Annotated in this window: 17 protein-coding genes; 12 read left to right on the top strand and 5 right to left on the bottom strand. The window is 70.1% G+C overall.

Going from position 1 to position 15166, the window contains the following annotated elements; translation table 11 throughout:
• Window positions 1-4 precede the first annotated feature (4 nt).
• From MQH10_RS08550 to MQH10_RS08530, 5 genes are read left to right on the top strand one after another with little or no spacing between them, the layout of a single operon-like run.
• Complete coding sequence (locus MQH10_RS08550; protein ID WP_242563646.1) at window positions 5-1069, top strand: LLM class flavin-dependent oxidoreductase; 1065 nt, start codon at window positions 5-7, stop codon at window positions 1067-1069.
• On the top strand, window positions 1066-1731 hold the full coding sequence (locus MQH10_RS08545) for a cysteine hydrolase family protein (RefSeq protein ID WP_242563645.1): 666 nt from the start codon (window positions 1066-1068) through the stop codon (window positions 1729-1731). The genes MQH10_RS08550 and MQH10_RS08545 overlap by 4 nt, the downstream gene beginning before the upstream one ends.
• The gene (locus MQH10_RS08540; protein ID WP_242563644.1) at window positions 1731-3116 is read left to right on the top strand and encodes a zinc-binding metallopeptidase family protein; all 1386 of its coding nucleotides are present in this window, start codon (window positions 1731-1733) and stop codon (window positions 3114-3116) included. Before MQH10_RS08545 ends, MQH10_RS08540 begins: the two co-directional genes overlap by 1 nt.
• Window positions 3113-3628, top strand: a complete 516-nt coding sequence (locus MQH10_RS08535; protein WP_242563643.1) for a flavin reductase family protein — start codon at window positions 3113-3115, stop codon at window positions 3626-3628. Before MQH10_RS08540 ends, MQH10_RS08535 begins: the two co-directional genes overlap by 4 nt.
• A 7-nt stretch (window positions 3629-3635) precedes the next feature.
• Window positions 3636-4451: a TauD/TfdA dioxygenase family protein gene (locus MQH10_RS08530; protein ID WP_242563642.1), complete on the top strand. Its 816-nt coding sequence runs from the start codon at window positions 3636-3638 to the stop codon at window positions 4449-4451.
• A gap of 116 nt (window positions 4452-4567) precedes the next feature.
• Here MQH10_RS08530 and MQH10_RS08525 read toward each other — a convergent pair whose 3' ends face one another.
• Together MQH10_RS08525 and MQH10_RS08520 are read right to left on the bottom strand one after the other, a co-directional pair.
• The gene (locus MQH10_RS08525; RefSeq protein ID WP_242563641.1) at window positions 4568-5401 is read right to left on the bottom strand and encodes an oxidoreductase; all 834 of its coding nucleotides are present in this window, start codon (window positions 5399-5401) and stop codon (window positions 4568-4570) included.
• On the bottom strand, window positions 5401-6255 hold the full coding sequence (locus MQH10_RS08520; RefSeq protein WP_242563640.1) for a TauD/TfdA dioxygenase family protein: 855 nt from the start codon (window positions 6253-6255) through the stop codon (window positions 5401-5403). The genes MQH10_RS08525 and MQH10_RS08520 overlap by 1 nt, the downstream gene beginning before the upstream one ends.
• 266 nt (window positions 6256-6521) lie before the next feature.
• On the opposite strand from MQH10_RS08520, the gene MQH10_RS08515 reads away from it, so the two are divergent.
• From MQH10_RS08515 to MQH10_RS08500, 4 genes are read left to right on the top strand one after another with little or no spacing between them, the layout of a single operon-like run.
• Window positions 6522-7715, top strand: a complete 1194-nt coding sequence (locus tag MQH10_RS08515; protein WP_242563639.1) for an aromatic ring-hydroxylating oxygenase subunit alpha — start codon at window positions 6522-6524, stop codon at window positions 7713-7715.
• The gene (ygiD, locus tag MQH10_RS08510) at window positions 7712-8515 is read left to right on the top strand and encodes a 4,5-DOPA-extradiol-dioxygenase (protein WP_242563638.1); all 804 of its coding nucleotides are present in this window, start codon (window positions 7712-7714) and stop codon (window positions 8513-8515) included. Before MQH10_RS08515 ends, ygiD begins: the two co-directional genes overlap by 4 nt.
• A gap of 16 nt (window positions 8516-8531) precedes the next feature.
• Entirely contained in the window at window positions 8532-9611 is a 1080-nt protein-coding gene (locus tag MQH10_RS08505; protein WP_242563637.1) for an acetamidase/formamidase family protein, read from the top strand.
• 4 nt (window positions 9612-9615) lie between these two features.
• Window positions 9616-10569, top strand: a complete 954-nt coding sequence (locus MQH10_RS08500; protein ID WP_242563636.1) for a helix-turn-helix domain-containing protein — start codon at window positions 9616-9618, stop codon at window positions 10567-10569.
• Here MQH10_RS08500 and MQH10_RS08495 read toward each other — a convergent pair.
• Window positions 10566-11474, bottom strand: a complete 909-nt coding sequence (locus MQH10_RS08495) for a ribokinase (RefSeq protein WP_242563635.1) — start codon at window positions 11472-11474, stop codon at window positions 10566-10568. The genes MQH10_RS08500 and MQH10_RS08495 overlap by 4 nt on opposite strands.
• Window positions 11475-11602: 128 nt before the next feature.
• On the opposite strand from MQH10_RS08495, the gene MQH10_RS08490 reads away from it, so the two are divergent.
• The 3 genes from MQH10_RS08490 (at window position 11603) to MQH10_RS08480 (ending at window position 13416) form a co-directional block, all read left to right on the top strand.
• Window positions 11603-12223, top strand: a complete 621-nt coding sequence (locus MQH10_RS08490) for a metallophosphoesterase family protein (protein ID WP_242563634.1) — start codon at window positions 11603-11605, stop codon at window positions 12221-12223.
• Window positions 12196-12639, top strand: a complete 444-nt coding sequence (locus MQH10_RS08485) for a metallophosphoesterase family protein (protein WP_242563633.1) — start codon at window positions 12196-12198, stop codon at window positions 12637-12639. The genes MQH10_RS08490 and MQH10_RS08485 overlap by 28 nt, the downstream gene beginning before the upstream one ends.
• A gap of 78 nt (window positions 12640-12717) precedes the next feature.
• The gene (locus tag MQH10_RS08480) at window positions 12718-13416 is read left to right on the top strand and encodes a sulfite exporter TauE/SafE family protein (RefSeq protein WP_242563632.1); all 699 of its coding nucleotides are present in this window, start codon (window positions 12718-12720) and stop codon (window positions 13414-13416) included.
• On the opposite strand, the gene MQH10_RS08475 is transcribed toward MQH10_RS08480, so the two are convergent.
• Together MQH10_RS08475 and MQH10_RS08470 are read right to left on the bottom strand one after the other, a co-directional pair.
• Complete coding sequence (locus tag MQH10_RS08475) at window positions 13413-13958, bottom strand: NTP transferase domain-containing protein (protein ID WP_242563631.1); 546 nt, start codon at window positions 13956-13958, stop codon at window positions 13413-13415. The genes MQH10_RS08480 and MQH10_RS08475 overlap by 4 nt on opposite strands.
• A 7-nt stretch (window positions 13959-13965) precedes the next feature.
• Window positions 13966-15105 carry a zinc-binding dehydrogenase gene (locus MQH10_RS08470; protein WP_242563630.1) on the bottom strand — a complete coding sequence of 380 codons (1140 nt, stop codon included), beginning with the start codon at window positions 15103-15105 and terminating at the stop codon, window positions 13966-13968.
• Window positions 15106-15166: the final 61 nt, after the last annotated feature.

The raw sequence follows: 15166 nt of genomic DNA, 5'->3' as shown, positions 1-15166 counted from the left end.
CCCCATGCTGCACCAACCCATCCGCAAGAAAGATTTCGGGGTCTTCCTGCCGGTCGCCAACGGCGGCTGGATCATCTCCAAGACCTCCCCGCCGCTGAATGATCTCTGGGCCCAGAACCGCGCCGCGGCGGTCACGGCCGACGAGGTCGGCATGGACTTCGTCATGTCCATGGGCAAGTGGCGCGGCTTCGGCGGCGAGACCAACCACTGGGGCGCGTCCCTGGAGTCGGTGACCATGATGGCGGCCATCGCCGAGGCCACCAAGAACGTCCGCATCTGGGCGACCGTCCACCCCCTGCTGCAGAACCCGGCGGTCACCGCCAAGATGATCTCGACCCTCGACCACATCTCAGGCGGTCGGGCGGGGCTCAACATCGTGGCCGGCGCCTACAAGGCCGAGTTCGACCAGATGGGCGCCTGGGACGAGTCCATGACCCACGAGGATCGCTACGTCCTCACCGAGGAATGGACGGCGGTGGTGAAACGTCTGTGGGCGGAAGACAGCGTCACCCACGACGGCAAGTACTTCCACATGAACGACTGCCAGTCGAACCCCAAGCCCCTGTCGCGGCCGCGGCCCGAGCTGATCTGCGCCGGCCAGTCCGACCGCGGCTTCCAGTTCTCGGTGCGCGAGGCCGACGCCTGCTTCATCGGCGGTCGCACCCCGGAGGAGCGGCGCGACAACAGCCGCCGCGCCAAGCAGGTCGCCGATCAGCTGGGCAAGACCATCAAGACCTACGCCATGTGCACCATCGTCCACGGCGAAACCGAGGCGAAGGCGCAAGGCCTGGTCGAGCGCTACAAGGACGGCGCCGACATCGGCGCGATCCTGGAGATGCTCAAGAACTGGGGCGTGCCGGCCGAGCACCTCGACAAGGCCGCCCAGGCCCAGGGCGCCTTCATGACCCAGACCGCGATCGGCACGCCGGAGAGCTGCGGCCAGCAGGTCCATGAGTTCGTCGAGTTCGCCGAGCTGGACGGGCTGATGCTGATCTTCCCCGACTATGTCGAGGGGCTGGAGATGTTCGGCGCCGACATCCTGCCCGGCCTGCGCGCGGCCTTCGCATGAACGGCAAGGTGAGCGTCGCGGGGACGGCGGGCGACGGTCTCGCCGCCTGGATCGCGCCAGGGCGCACGGCCCTGGTGATCATCGACATGCAGGTCGATTTCGCCGCGCCGGAGGGCGTGCTGGGCGGATACGGCGTCGACATGTCCGTCGTGGTCCCGGCCCTGGAGGCCGCCCAGCGCCTGGCCGCAGCTGCGCGGAAGGCTGGGACGCCGGTGGTGTTCGTGGGCCTGCAGACCTCGCCCCAGACCGACTCCCCGGCTTGGCGCGAGCGCATGCGCCGCCGCGGTGGGGATCCCGATACGGACAGCGGCCTGTGCCGCACCGGCGAGGTCGGGGCCGACTTCTATGGTCCGACGCCCCAGCCCGGCGACCTGGTGGTCGGCAAGGCCCGCTACAGCGGCTTCTACGGCACCGATCTGGATGCCCGGCTGAAGGCCCTGGGCGTCGACACCATCGTCGCCTGCGGCCTGACCACCGAGTGCTGCGTGGACTCCACGGTCCGCGACGCCTTCCACCTGGACTATCACGTGTTCATTCCGGCGGACGCCTGCGCGGCCTATGAGGCCGACATCCACGACGCGACCCTGAAGATCCTCGAACTCAACTGCGCGATCCTGACGTCCACGGACGATGTGGTCGCCGCCTGGACGGAGGCCGCGTGATGGCCGACGGATTTCCCTTCGCCGGCGCCACCGCGCCCTATACGGTCACCGAGGCCGACCGCGCCGCCATCGCAGCGGCGATCAGCGAGCCCGAGATCGTCGAACTCGCGCTCACGCTCGGCAACATCCCCAGTCCGGCCGGCCACGAGAAGGCTGCCGGCGACTTCGTCTATGACTGGATGGCCAAGGAAGGCTTCTCGCCGCGCAAGGTCGGCGCGACCCCGGAACGCAACAACATCATCGGAACCTGGGGCGGCAAGGGCGAGGGCAAGAACCTCCTCTTCACCGCCCACCTCGACACCGAGGCCCCCACCTGGAACCCCGACCTCGACGCCTTCAAGTACCGGCCCGAGACCCTGGAAAATCCCGAATGGGAAAAGTGCTGGCTGGAGGACGGCAAGCTCTACGGCTATCCGATCGCCAATGACCGTGGACCGATGAGCTGCTTCCTCATCGCCGCCAAGGCGCTGAAGACGGCGGGCTACGACCTGTCGGGCAAGATGTACCTGACCGCCTGCCCTGGCGAGATCGGCCCCGAGCCGATCGAGGAGCACCGCGGCATCGCCTATATGGGCAAGGACATCGGCGCCCACTACCTGTTCCACCACGGCGGGGTCGCCCCCGACTACGCCATCGCCGCCGAGGGCTGCGACTTCGGCCTGACCTGGGTCGGCTGCGGCTACGCGGTGTTCCGCATCCGGCTGTGGGGGGAGGGGGTGTTCACCCCCCTGCTGACCCACCCCGAGAAGGCGTCCGACCATCCCAACCCGATCTACCGACTGGGCAAGCTGACCGACTGCCTGCACGCCTGGAGCCGCGAATTCGAGGCGGCTAGCCTCTATGAGAGCCCGGGCGGCATCGCTCAGCCCAAGTCCCAGATCGCCTCGGTGCGCGGCGGCATCCCCTACGCCTTCGGAGCCGGGACCGAGCTCGTCTCGCTCTATCTGGAGGTGGGCCTGAACCCCAAGCAGCGGATCGCCGACCTGCAGCATTCGCTCGAGAAGGCGGTGCGCGCCGCCGGGCTCGGCGAGGTCGATGTCGAGCCGGTGGTGGTCCGCCACGGCTTCGAGGCCGACGGCGCCGAGGTCAGCCCCCTGGTGGGCGCGGTCGACATCGCCACCCAGCTGACGCTGGGCCATCCGGTAGAGCGCGCCGCGCCGGTCTATTCCAGCATGTGGCGCGACCACAACGTCTTCAACATGCACAGGATTCCGGCCATCACCACAGGCTTTCGGCGCTGGCGGCCGACGCCCAAGGACCTGACGGACAGCGCCCTCGTCTATGCGCTCACCGCCCTGGCCGTCTGCGGCCGGGCCGAGAGCGTCGAGACCGTGGAGCATCGCGCCCCGGTCTATGGCGACAATCCCTTCGGGACCGAGCCATGAGCTTCGAGCCCGTCCTGGTCGGGGATCGCGAGCCGGAGGTCATCGACCCGGCGGCTTGGCGCATGGCCATGGGCGCCTTCGCCAGCGGGGTGGTGATCGTCTCCTCTCTCGACGGCGACCGGCCGGTGGGCACGACGGTCAGCGCCTTCTCCTCCGTCTCGCTGTTTCCACCCCTGCTGCTGGTCTGCCTGGACCACAAGAGCCGCACCCGCCAGGCGGTGCTGAAGACCGGCGCCTTCGGGATCAATGTCCTGTCCGAGGGCCAGTCGGCGCTCGCCAAGCTGTTCGCCGGCATGTCGGCGGCCGACCGCTTCAAGGACGTCGAGATCGCCCGCGGCGCGCTCGGCATGCCGCTGATCGGCGGGGCGCTCGCCAATATCGAATGCCGGCTGCACGCGGTCCACGCCGCCGGCGACCATGACATCCTGGTCGGCCGCGGGCTCGAGCTCGAGACCCGCGCCGGCCGCCCCCTGATCTACAGCCAGGGCCGTTTTCACGACGCGGCGGAGTGAGGCGTACATGACCACCTATGAAGCGATCGACGTGCGGCCGGTGACCCGGCGCATCGGCGCCGAGATCCTCGGCATCGACCTGTCGCGCCCCCTGAGCAACCACCAGGCCTCGGAGCTGCGCGACGCGCTCGCCGAGCACCAGGTGCTGTTCTTCCGCGACCAGGAGCTGAGCCATGACGCCCACAAGGCCTTCGGCCGGCTGTTCGGCGAACTCGCCATCCATTCCGGCGTGCCGGGCCTGCCCGACCACCCGGAGATCGTGGCCATCCACGCCGACGAGAACTCCAAGTTCGTGGCCGGGGAGAACTTCCACTCCGACCTGACCTGCGACGCCGAGCCGCCATTGGGCAGCATCCTCTACATGCCGATCGTGCCGGAGTCGGGCGGCGACACGGTCTTCGCCAGCATGGCCGCGGCCTATGAGACCCTGTCGCCGAAGATGAAGGCCTATCTGGAGGGCATGAGCGCCGTCCATGACGCCGACCATGTCTACCGGCCGCTGTTCCCGGACGTGGACAAGAAGTACCCCTGCTCGACCCATCCGATCGTGCGCACCCATCCGGTGACGGGGCGCAAGTCGATCTTCGTCAATCCCTCCTACACGACCAAGATCGTCGGGGTGGAGAAGGAGGAGAGCGATGCGATCCTCAATTTCCTCTACCGCCACTGCATGAACCCGAACTTCCAGGTCCGCTTCCGCTGGCGGCCGAACTCGGTGGCCTTCTGGGACAACCGCGGCACCTGGCACCAGGCGATCTGGGACTATTTCCCCGACACCCGCTCCGGCTTCCGCGTCACCATCGCCGGCGACAAGCCGTTCTGAAGGCGAGGGGTTGCGGCCCCTGTGACGCGGGTGCGCAACTCGGCGGCCGGGGATCTTATCCCTCTCCCCGTTGCGGGGAGAGGGTAGGGTGAGGGGCGAGCGCCGAGGCCTCCGCCTCAGTCCGGAAACGCGATCCCGGTCGAGAGCGCCACATGGTCGCCGATCTCGGCGGTCAGCTGGCCGATCTTGCGGGTCGCATAGTGGATGGCGTCGGCCCCCAGCAGCAGGTGCAGGGGCGGGGCGCTCATCGCCGCGAGCGTCAGGATCGCCTGGGCGGCCCGGGCCGGATCGCCGGACTCGTGGCCCGCATATTCGCCGAGCAGACGCGGGGCCTCATGGGCCGTGCCGGCATAGTCTTCGATCAGGGTCGCCGCGCGGAGCATGGAGCGGCCGGCATAGTCGGTGCGCAGGCCGCCCGGCGCGACATTGGTGACCTTGATCCCCAGGGGCGCGACCTCCTGGGCCAGGGTCTCGCCGAGGGCCTCCAGCGCGAACTTGCTGGCGCAATAGACCCCGGTGCCCGACCAGGCGGCCAGGCCTGAGACCGAGGTGATGTTGATCACGTGGCCCGCGCCCCGCGCCCGCATCGACGGCAGGACGGCGCGGATCAGGGCCAGGGGCCCGAAGACATTGGCCTCGAACTGCGCGCGCGCCTCGGCGAGGCTGGTCTCCTCAATGGCGCCCACCAAGCCGTAGCCGGCATTGTTGACCAGGACGTCGATCCCGGCCAGGGCGGCCTCCGCCTCGGCGACGCCGTTCGCGACCGCCGCCTCGTCCGTGACATCCATCCGCACCCCGAACGCCCGGCCGGGCGCCAGGTCCGCGAAGGCGGCGACATCGGCCTCGCGCCGGGCCGTGCCGGCGACGCGGTCCCCCGCGGCCAGGGCCGCTTCGGCGAGCGCGCGGCCTAGGCCGCTGGACACGCCGGTGATGAGCCAGGTCTTCGCCATCAGAACGGCTTGTCGCCCTTCACCCACAGGCGATGCATGGTGCGGAAGTACTTGGTGTCGTCATAGAGGGTGCCGGTGTGCAGGGTGCAGCGGTTGTCCCACATCAGGATGTCGCCGACCTGCCACTTGTGGCGGAACACGAACTGGTCCTGCGTCACCCAGTCGACCAGTTCGTCGATCAGCTCCAGCCCCTGCGGGTTGGGCATGCCCACGACCTCCTTCACCGTCCCGGTCGAGACCCACAGGGCCTTGCGGCCGTCGGACGGATGGGTGCGGATCAGGGGGTGGATGACGTCGGGATTGGCGGCCTTCAGCTCGTCCGACAGCTCCTGGCGGCCGAACTCCCGGGTCGACATGAAGTACTGGTAGGAGTGGTGCAGCATCAGGCCGTCGAGCTCGGCCTGGCGCTCCGGCGACAACGCGTTCCAGGCGGCGCACTGGTCGGCCAGCAGGGTGTCGGAACCCTCGTCCGGGACCTCCGCCGCATAGAGCATGGTGCACATCACCGGCTCGGCCTTGTAGGAATAGTCCGTATGCCAACCAACTCCGTCATTGTGGGCGCCGATCGGTTTGCCGTCGACCACGCGGTTGGACAGGATGAACACCTTGGGATGGCCGGGCAGGGTGAACTGGGTCTGGGTGTGATCCTCGGGCTCGCCGAAGGCCGAGATGAACTGGACCAGCTGGGTCGGGTCCATGGTCTGGCCGCGCAGCAGGATGGCGCCGTGCTTGTGGAAGGCTTCGACCACACCTGAGACGGTCTCGGCGTCCGCGTGGGCGAGATCGACATCGATGAGCTCGGCCCCGAAGCCGGGCTTGAGCGGGCGGGTCTTGAGCTGAACGGTCGTGGTCATGGGAAGCATCCTCCGCAAGGCGCAAGCCTAGACTAGGAGGCCCCGCCGCCCCCGGTCTTGCACGAGCGCGCCCGATCCTTTGTTCGGCGAGGGGACCCGAGGGCCCCGCCTGCCCAGCCCCTGATCAGACCCGCCCGGAAAGGCGGCGAATGCGCCGGTTCGCCTTCGCGCCGGCCAAGTTGTCGTGCGCGCACGTGCAAGACCGCGGCGGCCGCGCGAGCCTAGGCTCAAGGCTCCCGATCGACGCCCTTGCCCCGGGGAAGCGCATGCCAGCCGACCTTCTGAACGACGCCTTCTTCGCCGGTCTCTCGACCTCCATGGAGGGGTTCGAGACCGCTGAGACCCTGCCGCCCGCCTGCTATGTGGACGGGGATTTCTACGCCTTCGAGAAGGAGGCGGTGTTCAATCACGAATGGCTCTGCGTCGGCCGCGAGGCCTGGGTGATGGAGCCGGGCGACTATTTCACCACCCACATCATCGGCGAGCCGATCCTGGTGGCCCGCACCCGCAAGGGCGAGCTGGTGGCCATGTCCTCGGTCTGCCAGCACCGGGCCATGCTGGTGGCGGAGGGCCACGGCAACACCCGCGGCTTCGTCTGCCCCTATCACCACTGGACCTATGGCCTGGACGGGGCGCTGGTGAACGCGCCGGCCATGGAGCAGACCTGCGGCTTCGACAAGGGCGAGATCGCCCTGCCCAGGTTCAAGGTCGAGGTCTGGCTGGGCTTCATCTTCGTCAATTTCGACCTGGAGGCCGCGCCGCTCGCGCCCCGCCTCACCCAGGTCGAGACGGCGCTGGCGGGGTACGACCTCGCCAGCGCCGAAGGCCCGCGCCCCGACCCCGCCGGCAAGTTCCCCTGGAACTGGAAGGTGATGTTCGAGAACAACAACGACGGCTACCACGCCAGCCGTCTGCACCAGGGCCCGCTGCACGACTTCGTCCCCTCGGCCCAGTCGGTGTTCCCGCCCATGCCCGACGGCGCGGCCGGCTATCTGCGCTTCAACGGCACCACCCATCCCGACGCCAGCTTCAACGTCACCCAGAAGGCCCTGCTGCCGGTGTTCCCCGGCCTGACCGAGGTCGACCGCAACCGGATGGTGTTCGCTAACATCCCGCCGACCCTGTCCCTGGTGATCACCGCCGACATGGTGATCTATCTGATCGTGCGGGCCACCGGCCCCGAGACCCACGAGATGGACACCGGCTTGCTGTTCGCGCCAGGCGCCATGCAGGACCCGGCCTTCGGCTACAAGCTGGAGGCCAACATGACCGCGGCAATGTCGATCATCGCCCAGGACATGCATGTCGACGGCCTGGTCCAGGTCGGCCTGCGCTCCCGCTTCGCCATCCGCGGCCGCTATTCCTGGCAGGAGGGCGCCCAGATCGCCTTCAACCGCTGGCTCACCCCGCGCTACCAGCAGACCTGGTCCGCCAAGTCCGACGCGAAGGTCCCGGCATGAGCGACGCGCCCCTGCCGGTGGTCTTCTTCGGGCATGGCAGTCCGATGATCGCGCTGGAGACCAACGCCACCACCGAGACCTGGTCCGCGATGGGCGCGTCGATCGGCAAGCCCAAGGCGATCCTCTGCGTCTCGGCCCACTGGCTGACCCGGGGCGTGGGCGTCACCGCCATGCCGGCCCCGCGCACCATCCATGATTTCGGCGCCTCGTTCCCCAGGGCCCTGTTTGAGGTCCAGTACCCCGCCCCCGGCAGCGCGGCGCTGGCGGCCCGCGTGGCCGAGGTCCTTGCGCCGACGCCCGTGGTCCAGGACCAGGCCTGGGGCCTCGACCACGGGACCTGGTCGGTGCTCTGCAAGGCTTATCCGGACGCCGACGTTCCGGTCGTCCAGCTCAGCATGGACGCCACCCAGCCGCCCGCCTGGCACTATGAGATGGGCCGCCGCCTCGCGCCCCTGCGGGACGAGGGCGTGCTGATCGTGGGCTCCGGCAACATCGTCCACAATCTGCCGGCCATGGACTGGGGCGCCCGCCTGCGGCCGGCCTATGACTGGGCGGCCGCCTTCAACGGCTTCATCAAGACCGCCATCGCCGAGGACGCGCCCGAGCGCGCGGTGAACTTCGAGGCCTTCGGCGAGGCGGCCGCAAAATCGGTTCCGACCCCGGATCACTACTGGCCGCTGCTCTACGTCCTGGGCGCCCGGCGTCCCGGCGACCGCGCGGTCTTCGCGCCCGACCACATCGAACACGGCTCGCTCAGCATGACCAGCGTCATGCTCGACAGCCGCCCAGCTGCGGCTTAGGCCGCCGGAGGACCCCATGCCCTTTATCTGCGAAGCGGGCGAGACGCGCCCCGACACCCTGCCCGGCGCCCTGCACACCCTGAGGGCCACGCCCGAGACCATCCACTGGGGCTATTTCGATCCGGCCAAGGCCCCGGTGATGAAGGTCAAGAGCGGCGACCTGATCCAGGCCGAGGCCATCACCCACCATGCGGGCGACGCGCCGGACCTGCTCATGGACGAGGCCATCTGGAAGATCTTCCGCGAGGTGCCGGAGGCTGACCGCAATCCCGGCGTCCACATCATGACCGGCCCGATCTATGTCGAGGACGCCAAGCCCGGCGACATCCTCGAGGTGCGCTATCTGCGCATGAGCCCGCGCTGCAACTACGGCTCCAACCTCGCCGCCAACTGGGGCCATCTCTACAAGGAGTTCGACGAGAAGGAGCGGGTGACGATCTATGAGCTCGACCCCAACTCGAACCAGGCCAGCGCCCTCTACGCCTATGACTTCCCGGGCAAATATCTCGTGCCCGGCACGATCACCAACTGCCCGGTTTGCGACCGCCAGCCGGCGCTGAACGGGGTGCGGGTGCCCGTGCGGCCCCACCTGGGCACCGCGGGCGTGGCGCCCGACGTCCACGGCCGGGTCTCGACCATTCCGCCCGGCCTGCACGGCGGCAATATCGACAACTGGCGGATCGGGGCCGGGGCGGTGATGTACTATCCGGTCCAGGTCGACGGCGCCCTGTTCTCCATCGGCGACCCCCATGTCAGCCAGGGCGACGGCGAGATCTCCGGCACCGCCATCGAGGCCTCCCTCGACGTCCTGTTCCAGGTGGTGCTGCGCAAGGACTTCACCTTCCCGAGCCCGCTCTTGGAGACGCCCAAGTTCTGGATCGTCCACGGCTTCGACGAGGACCTGGACCAGGCCATGAAGAACGCCTCGCTCGACATGCTGACCCTGCTCTCGGATCACCAGGGCCTCAGCCGCAACGACGCCTATTCGCTGATGAGCGTCGCCGCCGATTTCGCCGTCACCCAGGTGGTCGATGGCCGCCAGGGGGTGCATGTGCGCATTCCCCGAACCATCTTCCCGCGCAAGGGCGCGGGATGAGACCGTGAAGGCCTGGCAGTTCACCACCGACGCCTATCCCAAGGCCGAGCGCCGCGCCGCCTGGCGCGACGCCATGGCGCGCCTGCGCCTGCCGATCGGAGACCTGCCGCCCGCCGACCCCTTCCACGCCCAGGTCTCCAGCCTGACCTCGCCCATGGGGGTGGAGTTCTCCCGCGTCTCCGCGACCGCCCAGGAGATCGCCGGCCGCAATACGGACCAGCCCGCCGCCGTCTGGCTGGCCCTGCTGCTGGAGGGCGAGGCGATCCTGATGGACGGGGAGGAGGCGGTCGCCGTCCGGCCGGGCGACATCATCTACGGCCCCACGGGCCTCGCCGCCGCCCTGCGCTTCGACACCCGCTTCCGCCTGCTGTTCATCACCGCCCCGCGCGTGGCCCTCGACCACAGGCTGCTGGCGCCTGTGTCGCTGAAGGTCGGCTGCCTGCCGGCCGCAGGCGGGATCAATCACGTGTTCTCTGGCCTGTTGAAGGCCACGGCCGAGGCGCTGGACGACCTCACCTCGGACCAGCTGCGGCCGGTCGAGCTGGCGCTCACCGAGTTCCTGGTCGCCAGCCTGGCGCTGGACGGCGGGCCGGCGGTGCAGGGCGGGGCGGCCGGGGCCCGCGCTGTGCAACTCCACCGCATCTGCCAGGTGATCGAGATGATGCTGGCCGAGCCGGACCTCACCCTGCGCCGGGTCGCCGACGAGGACGGGGTCTCGCCGCGCTATCTGCAGAAGCTGTTCGCCGCCCACGGCCAGAGCTTCACCGGCTATGTGCGGGCCCGCCGGCTGGAGCGATGCCGCGCCGACCTCGCCAGCCCGGCCCGCGGCCAGCTGTCGATCTCCGAGATCTGTTTCCGCTGGGGCTTCAACGGTTCGGCCCATTTCAGCCGCGCCTTCCGCAACCAGTACGGCGCCTCGCCGCGTGAATACCGCCGCGCTCACGCCGGCGGCGGCTAGCCCGCCAGCAGCGCCTCGACCTCGGCCTGGCTGGGCGAGGAGGTCGCTGCGCCGGCGCGGGTGACCGAGAGGGCCGCCGCCGCATTGGCGTAGATCACCGCGCGCTCCAGGTCGTCGCCGGCGGACAGCCGCGCGGCCAGGGCGCCGCAGAAGCAGTCTCCAGCGCCGGTGGTGTCGACCACCTCGGCCCGGCGGCCTGGAACCCGCATGACCTCGCCGTCGCGCACGATCACCGCCCCGTCGCCGCCCAGGGTGGCGATCACCGCCTGGCCAGGACCCGCCAGGGTCAGGGCCGCGGCGGCGGCGGTCTCGGCGTCGGCGGGCGGCTGGCTCAGGCCGGCGAACCGCGCCAGCTCGGTCTCGTTCACCACCAGGATGTCGGCCAGGGCCAGCAGGCGCGCGCCCGCCGCCAGGGCCGGGGCGGCGTTGAGGATCTTCACCCCGCCCAGGGCCTCAGGGCTGAGGAACAGGGCTTCGACCGCCGGCAGGGTCGCCTCGAACTGGGTCAGGAACACCGTCGCGCCCGACAGGTTCGCGGCCGCGACCTCCGCCGCGCCATAGCGGGCGTTGGCGCCGGGGGCCACCACGATGCTGTTGCGGCCGGCCGTATCGAGGGTGATGAAGGCTTGGCCGGTGGGCGCGTCCGCCACCGTGATCACGCCCCTCAGATCGACCCCGGCCTCCGCCAGGAAGCCGCGCAGATAGGCGCCCGGCTCGTCGTCGCCCACCGCGCCGAGCAGCCGCGTCGCCGCCCCCGCCCGCGCGGCCGCCACGGCCTGGTTGCCGGCCTTGCCGCCCGGAAACCGCTCGAGGCGGCTGCTGGTCACCGTCTCGCCCGGCGCCGGCAGGGCCTCGACGGTCGCCACATGGTCCAGATTGATCCCGCCCAGCACGCACACGCTCATCGGAACCTCCCGCCCTTGACCGGCGACCTGCATCTAACATTTCACGGGCCGGCGGAAGACCCCGCGAGAAAGGGGCTTCCCTGCGGCCCGTCTTGGCTCAGGATGCGAGCAGGGCAGGGAGCAAATCCATGATCAGGATCAGGCATTGGGCGGCGGCCGCGCTGGCGGCGGCGATCGGATTGTCCGGGCTCCCGGCGCTGGCCGCGCCGCATGCGCCCTTCGAGGCCGCCCTGCCGGCGGGCCCGAAGCCCTGGACCCACGAGCGGTTCGACGACGCCCCCCAGACCTTCAGCTTCGCGGTGGTCTCGGACCTGGAGTCCGGCTACCGGCCGGGCGTCTTCGACGTGGCGGCGGCCGAGCTCGCCCTGCTGCACCCGGCCTTCATCATGACCGTCGGCGATATGATCGAGGGGGGCACGGAGGACGAGGCCCTGCTGAACCGCGAATGGGACGCCTTCGACGGCCTGGCCGCCAAGGCCCCCGCGCCCTTCTTCCACGTCGCCGGCAATCACGACATGACCAACCTGACCCAGCGCAAGGTCTGGGAGGCCCGCTATGGCGCCCGCTATTACGGCTTCGTCTATCGCGACGTCCTGTTCATGGTGCTCGACACCGAGGACTATTCGCCCGAGCGGATGCAGGAGATCTACCGCGCCCGCGCCGACTTCCTCAGCCTACGGAAGACTGACCCGGCCGCGGCGCCAAGCTGCCCTATACGTCGATGCAGGAATCCAAGACCGGCGAGATAGGGCCTGCCCAGAGCGCCTATTTCGAAAAGCTGATCGCCGCCCATCCCAAGGTGCGCTGGACCATCGCCCTGATGCACAAGCCGGTCTATGCGCGGCCCGGCGACAAGGGCCTCGCCCGCATCGAGGCGGCGCTGAAGGGCCGGCCCTATACGATCCTCAACGGCCATTTCCACCGCTACAGCTACGCCCAGCGGAACGGGTCCGACTACATCATGCTGGGCACCACCGGCGGCGAACGGGACTTCGACGGATCGCCGGGCGCCATGGACCACGTCATGTGGATCACCATGACCGACCACGGCCCGGACATCGCCAATCTCAAGCTGGACGGGGTGCTCGACAAGACCGGCCACGTCCCGGCGGGCGGTGAGGCCCTTTGCCTGGACCATGGCGGGCCGCACTGCCCGGCGCCCTAGCTTGACCCAGGTCATGGCCGGGGCATGGTTCCGCGGCGATGAGGGGCAGGCGGGAGGGACGTCCCGCCAGGACGCGTCATGAACCCGATCACTTTTCTGGGCGGATTGCTGCTGGGGCTGGCCAGCTCCCTGCACTGCGCCGGCATGTGCGGCGGCATCGCCTCGTCACTCACCCTGACCTTCTCCGGCGCCGGCGGCGCCCGCGACCGGGCCGAGGCGCTCGCCGCCGCCCAGGCGGGCAAGACGGTCTCCTACATGCTGGCGGGCGCCCTGCTCGGCGCCCTGGGCGCCGGGGTCTATGGCCTGCTCGACCGGCAAGGCGCCTTCTTCGTGCTGCAACGGGTCGGGGCCGCGGGCCTGGCCTGGGTGGGGCTCTCCCTGCTGGGGCTCGCCCCGCCGCCCTCAGCCATAGACCGGCTGTTCGCCCCCCTGCGCCGCTGGGCCTGGAACGCGCGACGCGGAGATCGCCGCATCGCGGCGGGCGTGGCCGGCCTGGTCTGGGGCCTCTTGCCCTGCGGCATGGTCTATTCGGCCCTGCTCTACGCCATGCTGTCGGGTACGGCGCTCTCCGGCGCGCTCGTCATGCTGGGCTTCGGCCTGGGGGTGACCCCCTCGGTGGTGGCGGTCGCCATGGGGGTCAGCTGGCTGCCGCGCCTGGCCCAGGGGACCTGGACCCGGCGGGCCATCGGCGGGGTGATGATCGCCATCGGCGCGGCGACCCTGGTCTGGCCGATGGGGGGCGTCGCCGCCCTCTGCGCTAGGGTGCTGGGCGCCTAGTCGGTCGCCGTCCGCAACAGCGCCTCGCGCTCCTCCGGCGTATTGGCCCCGCGGATCCGCGCCGCCGCCTCCGGGCTGACCGGCAGGGCGCTCAGCCCGGCACGCTCGGCCAGGCGTCGCAGCGGCCAGCCGTTCTCCGCGTCCACGGGCAGGGCCCCCCGCGCCACCACCATGGGCAGGGGCAGGCCCTCATAGGTCGCGCCCGGCGCCGGCGCCGCCAGCAGGGGCGCGAGGTCGGCCGCCGTCAGGGTCGGCGCATCGACGGCCAGCACGAGGATGCGATCGACCGCCTCGCCCAGGGCCGCGACCCCGGCCAGAACCCCGGCCACCGGCCCGCTCTGCGGTGCGGGGTCCGGGGCCCGCTCCAGGCCATAGTCGCCGTCCCCGGCGCTGACGATCCGCACCGCGCCGATCGCCCGCGCCAGGTCAGCGACGCGATCGACCGCCCGGCGGCCGCCCCAGTCCTGGGCGGCCTTGTCCGCCCCCATCCGGCGGGAAGCCCCGCCGGTGAGGATCACGACGCCAAGGCGATCGGCCGCCATGTTCCGATCAGAGCCCCTTGGCGGGGTTGATCAGGTACTTCTCGCCAGTGGCGCGGCGATTATAGGCCGCGATGACCTCGGGCTTCAGGGCCTCGGCCAGCGAGATCTCGTGCGAATAGTGGCTGGCGAAGGTGGTCTTTAGCTCGTCGGCCACCCGCTGGCGCAGCTTGCCGGCCTCGACCGGGCCGATCTTCATCAGGAACGGGGTCAAGAGCCAGCCGCCCAGGCCCCAGGCCATGCCGAAGCCGCGCGACAGCTCGGTGATCCGGGTGTCGAGGCCGCCATAGATGTAGACCTGCTTATAGGTCGTCGAGCCATAGCGGCTGTACTCGGTCATCTTGCGGTTGGCCGCGATCTCCATGGCGGTCAGGATCTGGCCGGCCAGCTTGCCGCCGCCGATGGCGTCAAAGGCGAGCGTCGCGCCGGTCTCCACCAGGGCGTCGGTCAGCTCCTCCATGAAGTTGGCGGAGGTGGAATCGACCACATGCTTGGCGCCGATGCCGCGCAGCAGCTCGGCCTGTTCCGGGCTGCGGACGATATTGACCAGCTGGACCCCGTCCTTGAGGCAGATCTTGTTCAGCATCTGGCCGAGGTTCGAGGCCGCGGCGGTGTGGACCAGCGCGGTGTGGCCCTCGCGGCGCATGGTCTCGACCATGCCCAGAGCGGTCAGCGGATTGACGAAGCAGGAGGCGCCGTCCCGCGGCGTCGCGCCCTCGGGCAGCACCAGGACGTCGGCGGCCTTGACCGCGCGGTACTGGCCATAGGTGGCGCCGCCCAGCAGGGCGACGGTCTTGCCCAGCAGGGCCTGGGCGGCGGGGCTGTCGCCCGCGCCGATCACCACGCCCGCGCCCTCGTTGCCGACCGGCATGGATTCATCCACCCGCGCGCCCATGGCCCGCATGAACTGCGGCGGGATCGGCGCGGTGACCACCGGGCTCTCGTCCGTGCCCGAGACCTTGGCGGCGGAGATGTCCGCCGGGCCGAGCAGCAGGCCAAGGTCGGAAGGATTGATCGGGGCGGCCTCGATGCGCACCAGCACCTCGTCGGGGCCGGGCTGCGGGATCGGGATCCGCGCGAGCGACAGCTCCAGCTCCCCGCTTGATTTGACCAGTGAGCGCAGCTGAAGGCCCGTGCCCTGATTGTCCATGTGGCGTCTCCTCGAAGGTTGTTGTGTGGAATTGGGCGGACCGGACGCCGGCCGCAAGGCG

It is taken from the genome of Phenylobacterium aquaticum (assembly GCF_022695515.1).
GTDB lineage: Bacteria > Pseudomonadota > Alphaproteobacteria > Caulobacterales > Caulobacteraceae > Phenylobacterium > Phenylobacterium aquaticum.
The sequence above is the reverse complement of the archived record's forward strand: the minus strand, read 5'-3'. Positions and strand labels throughout refer to the sequence as shown.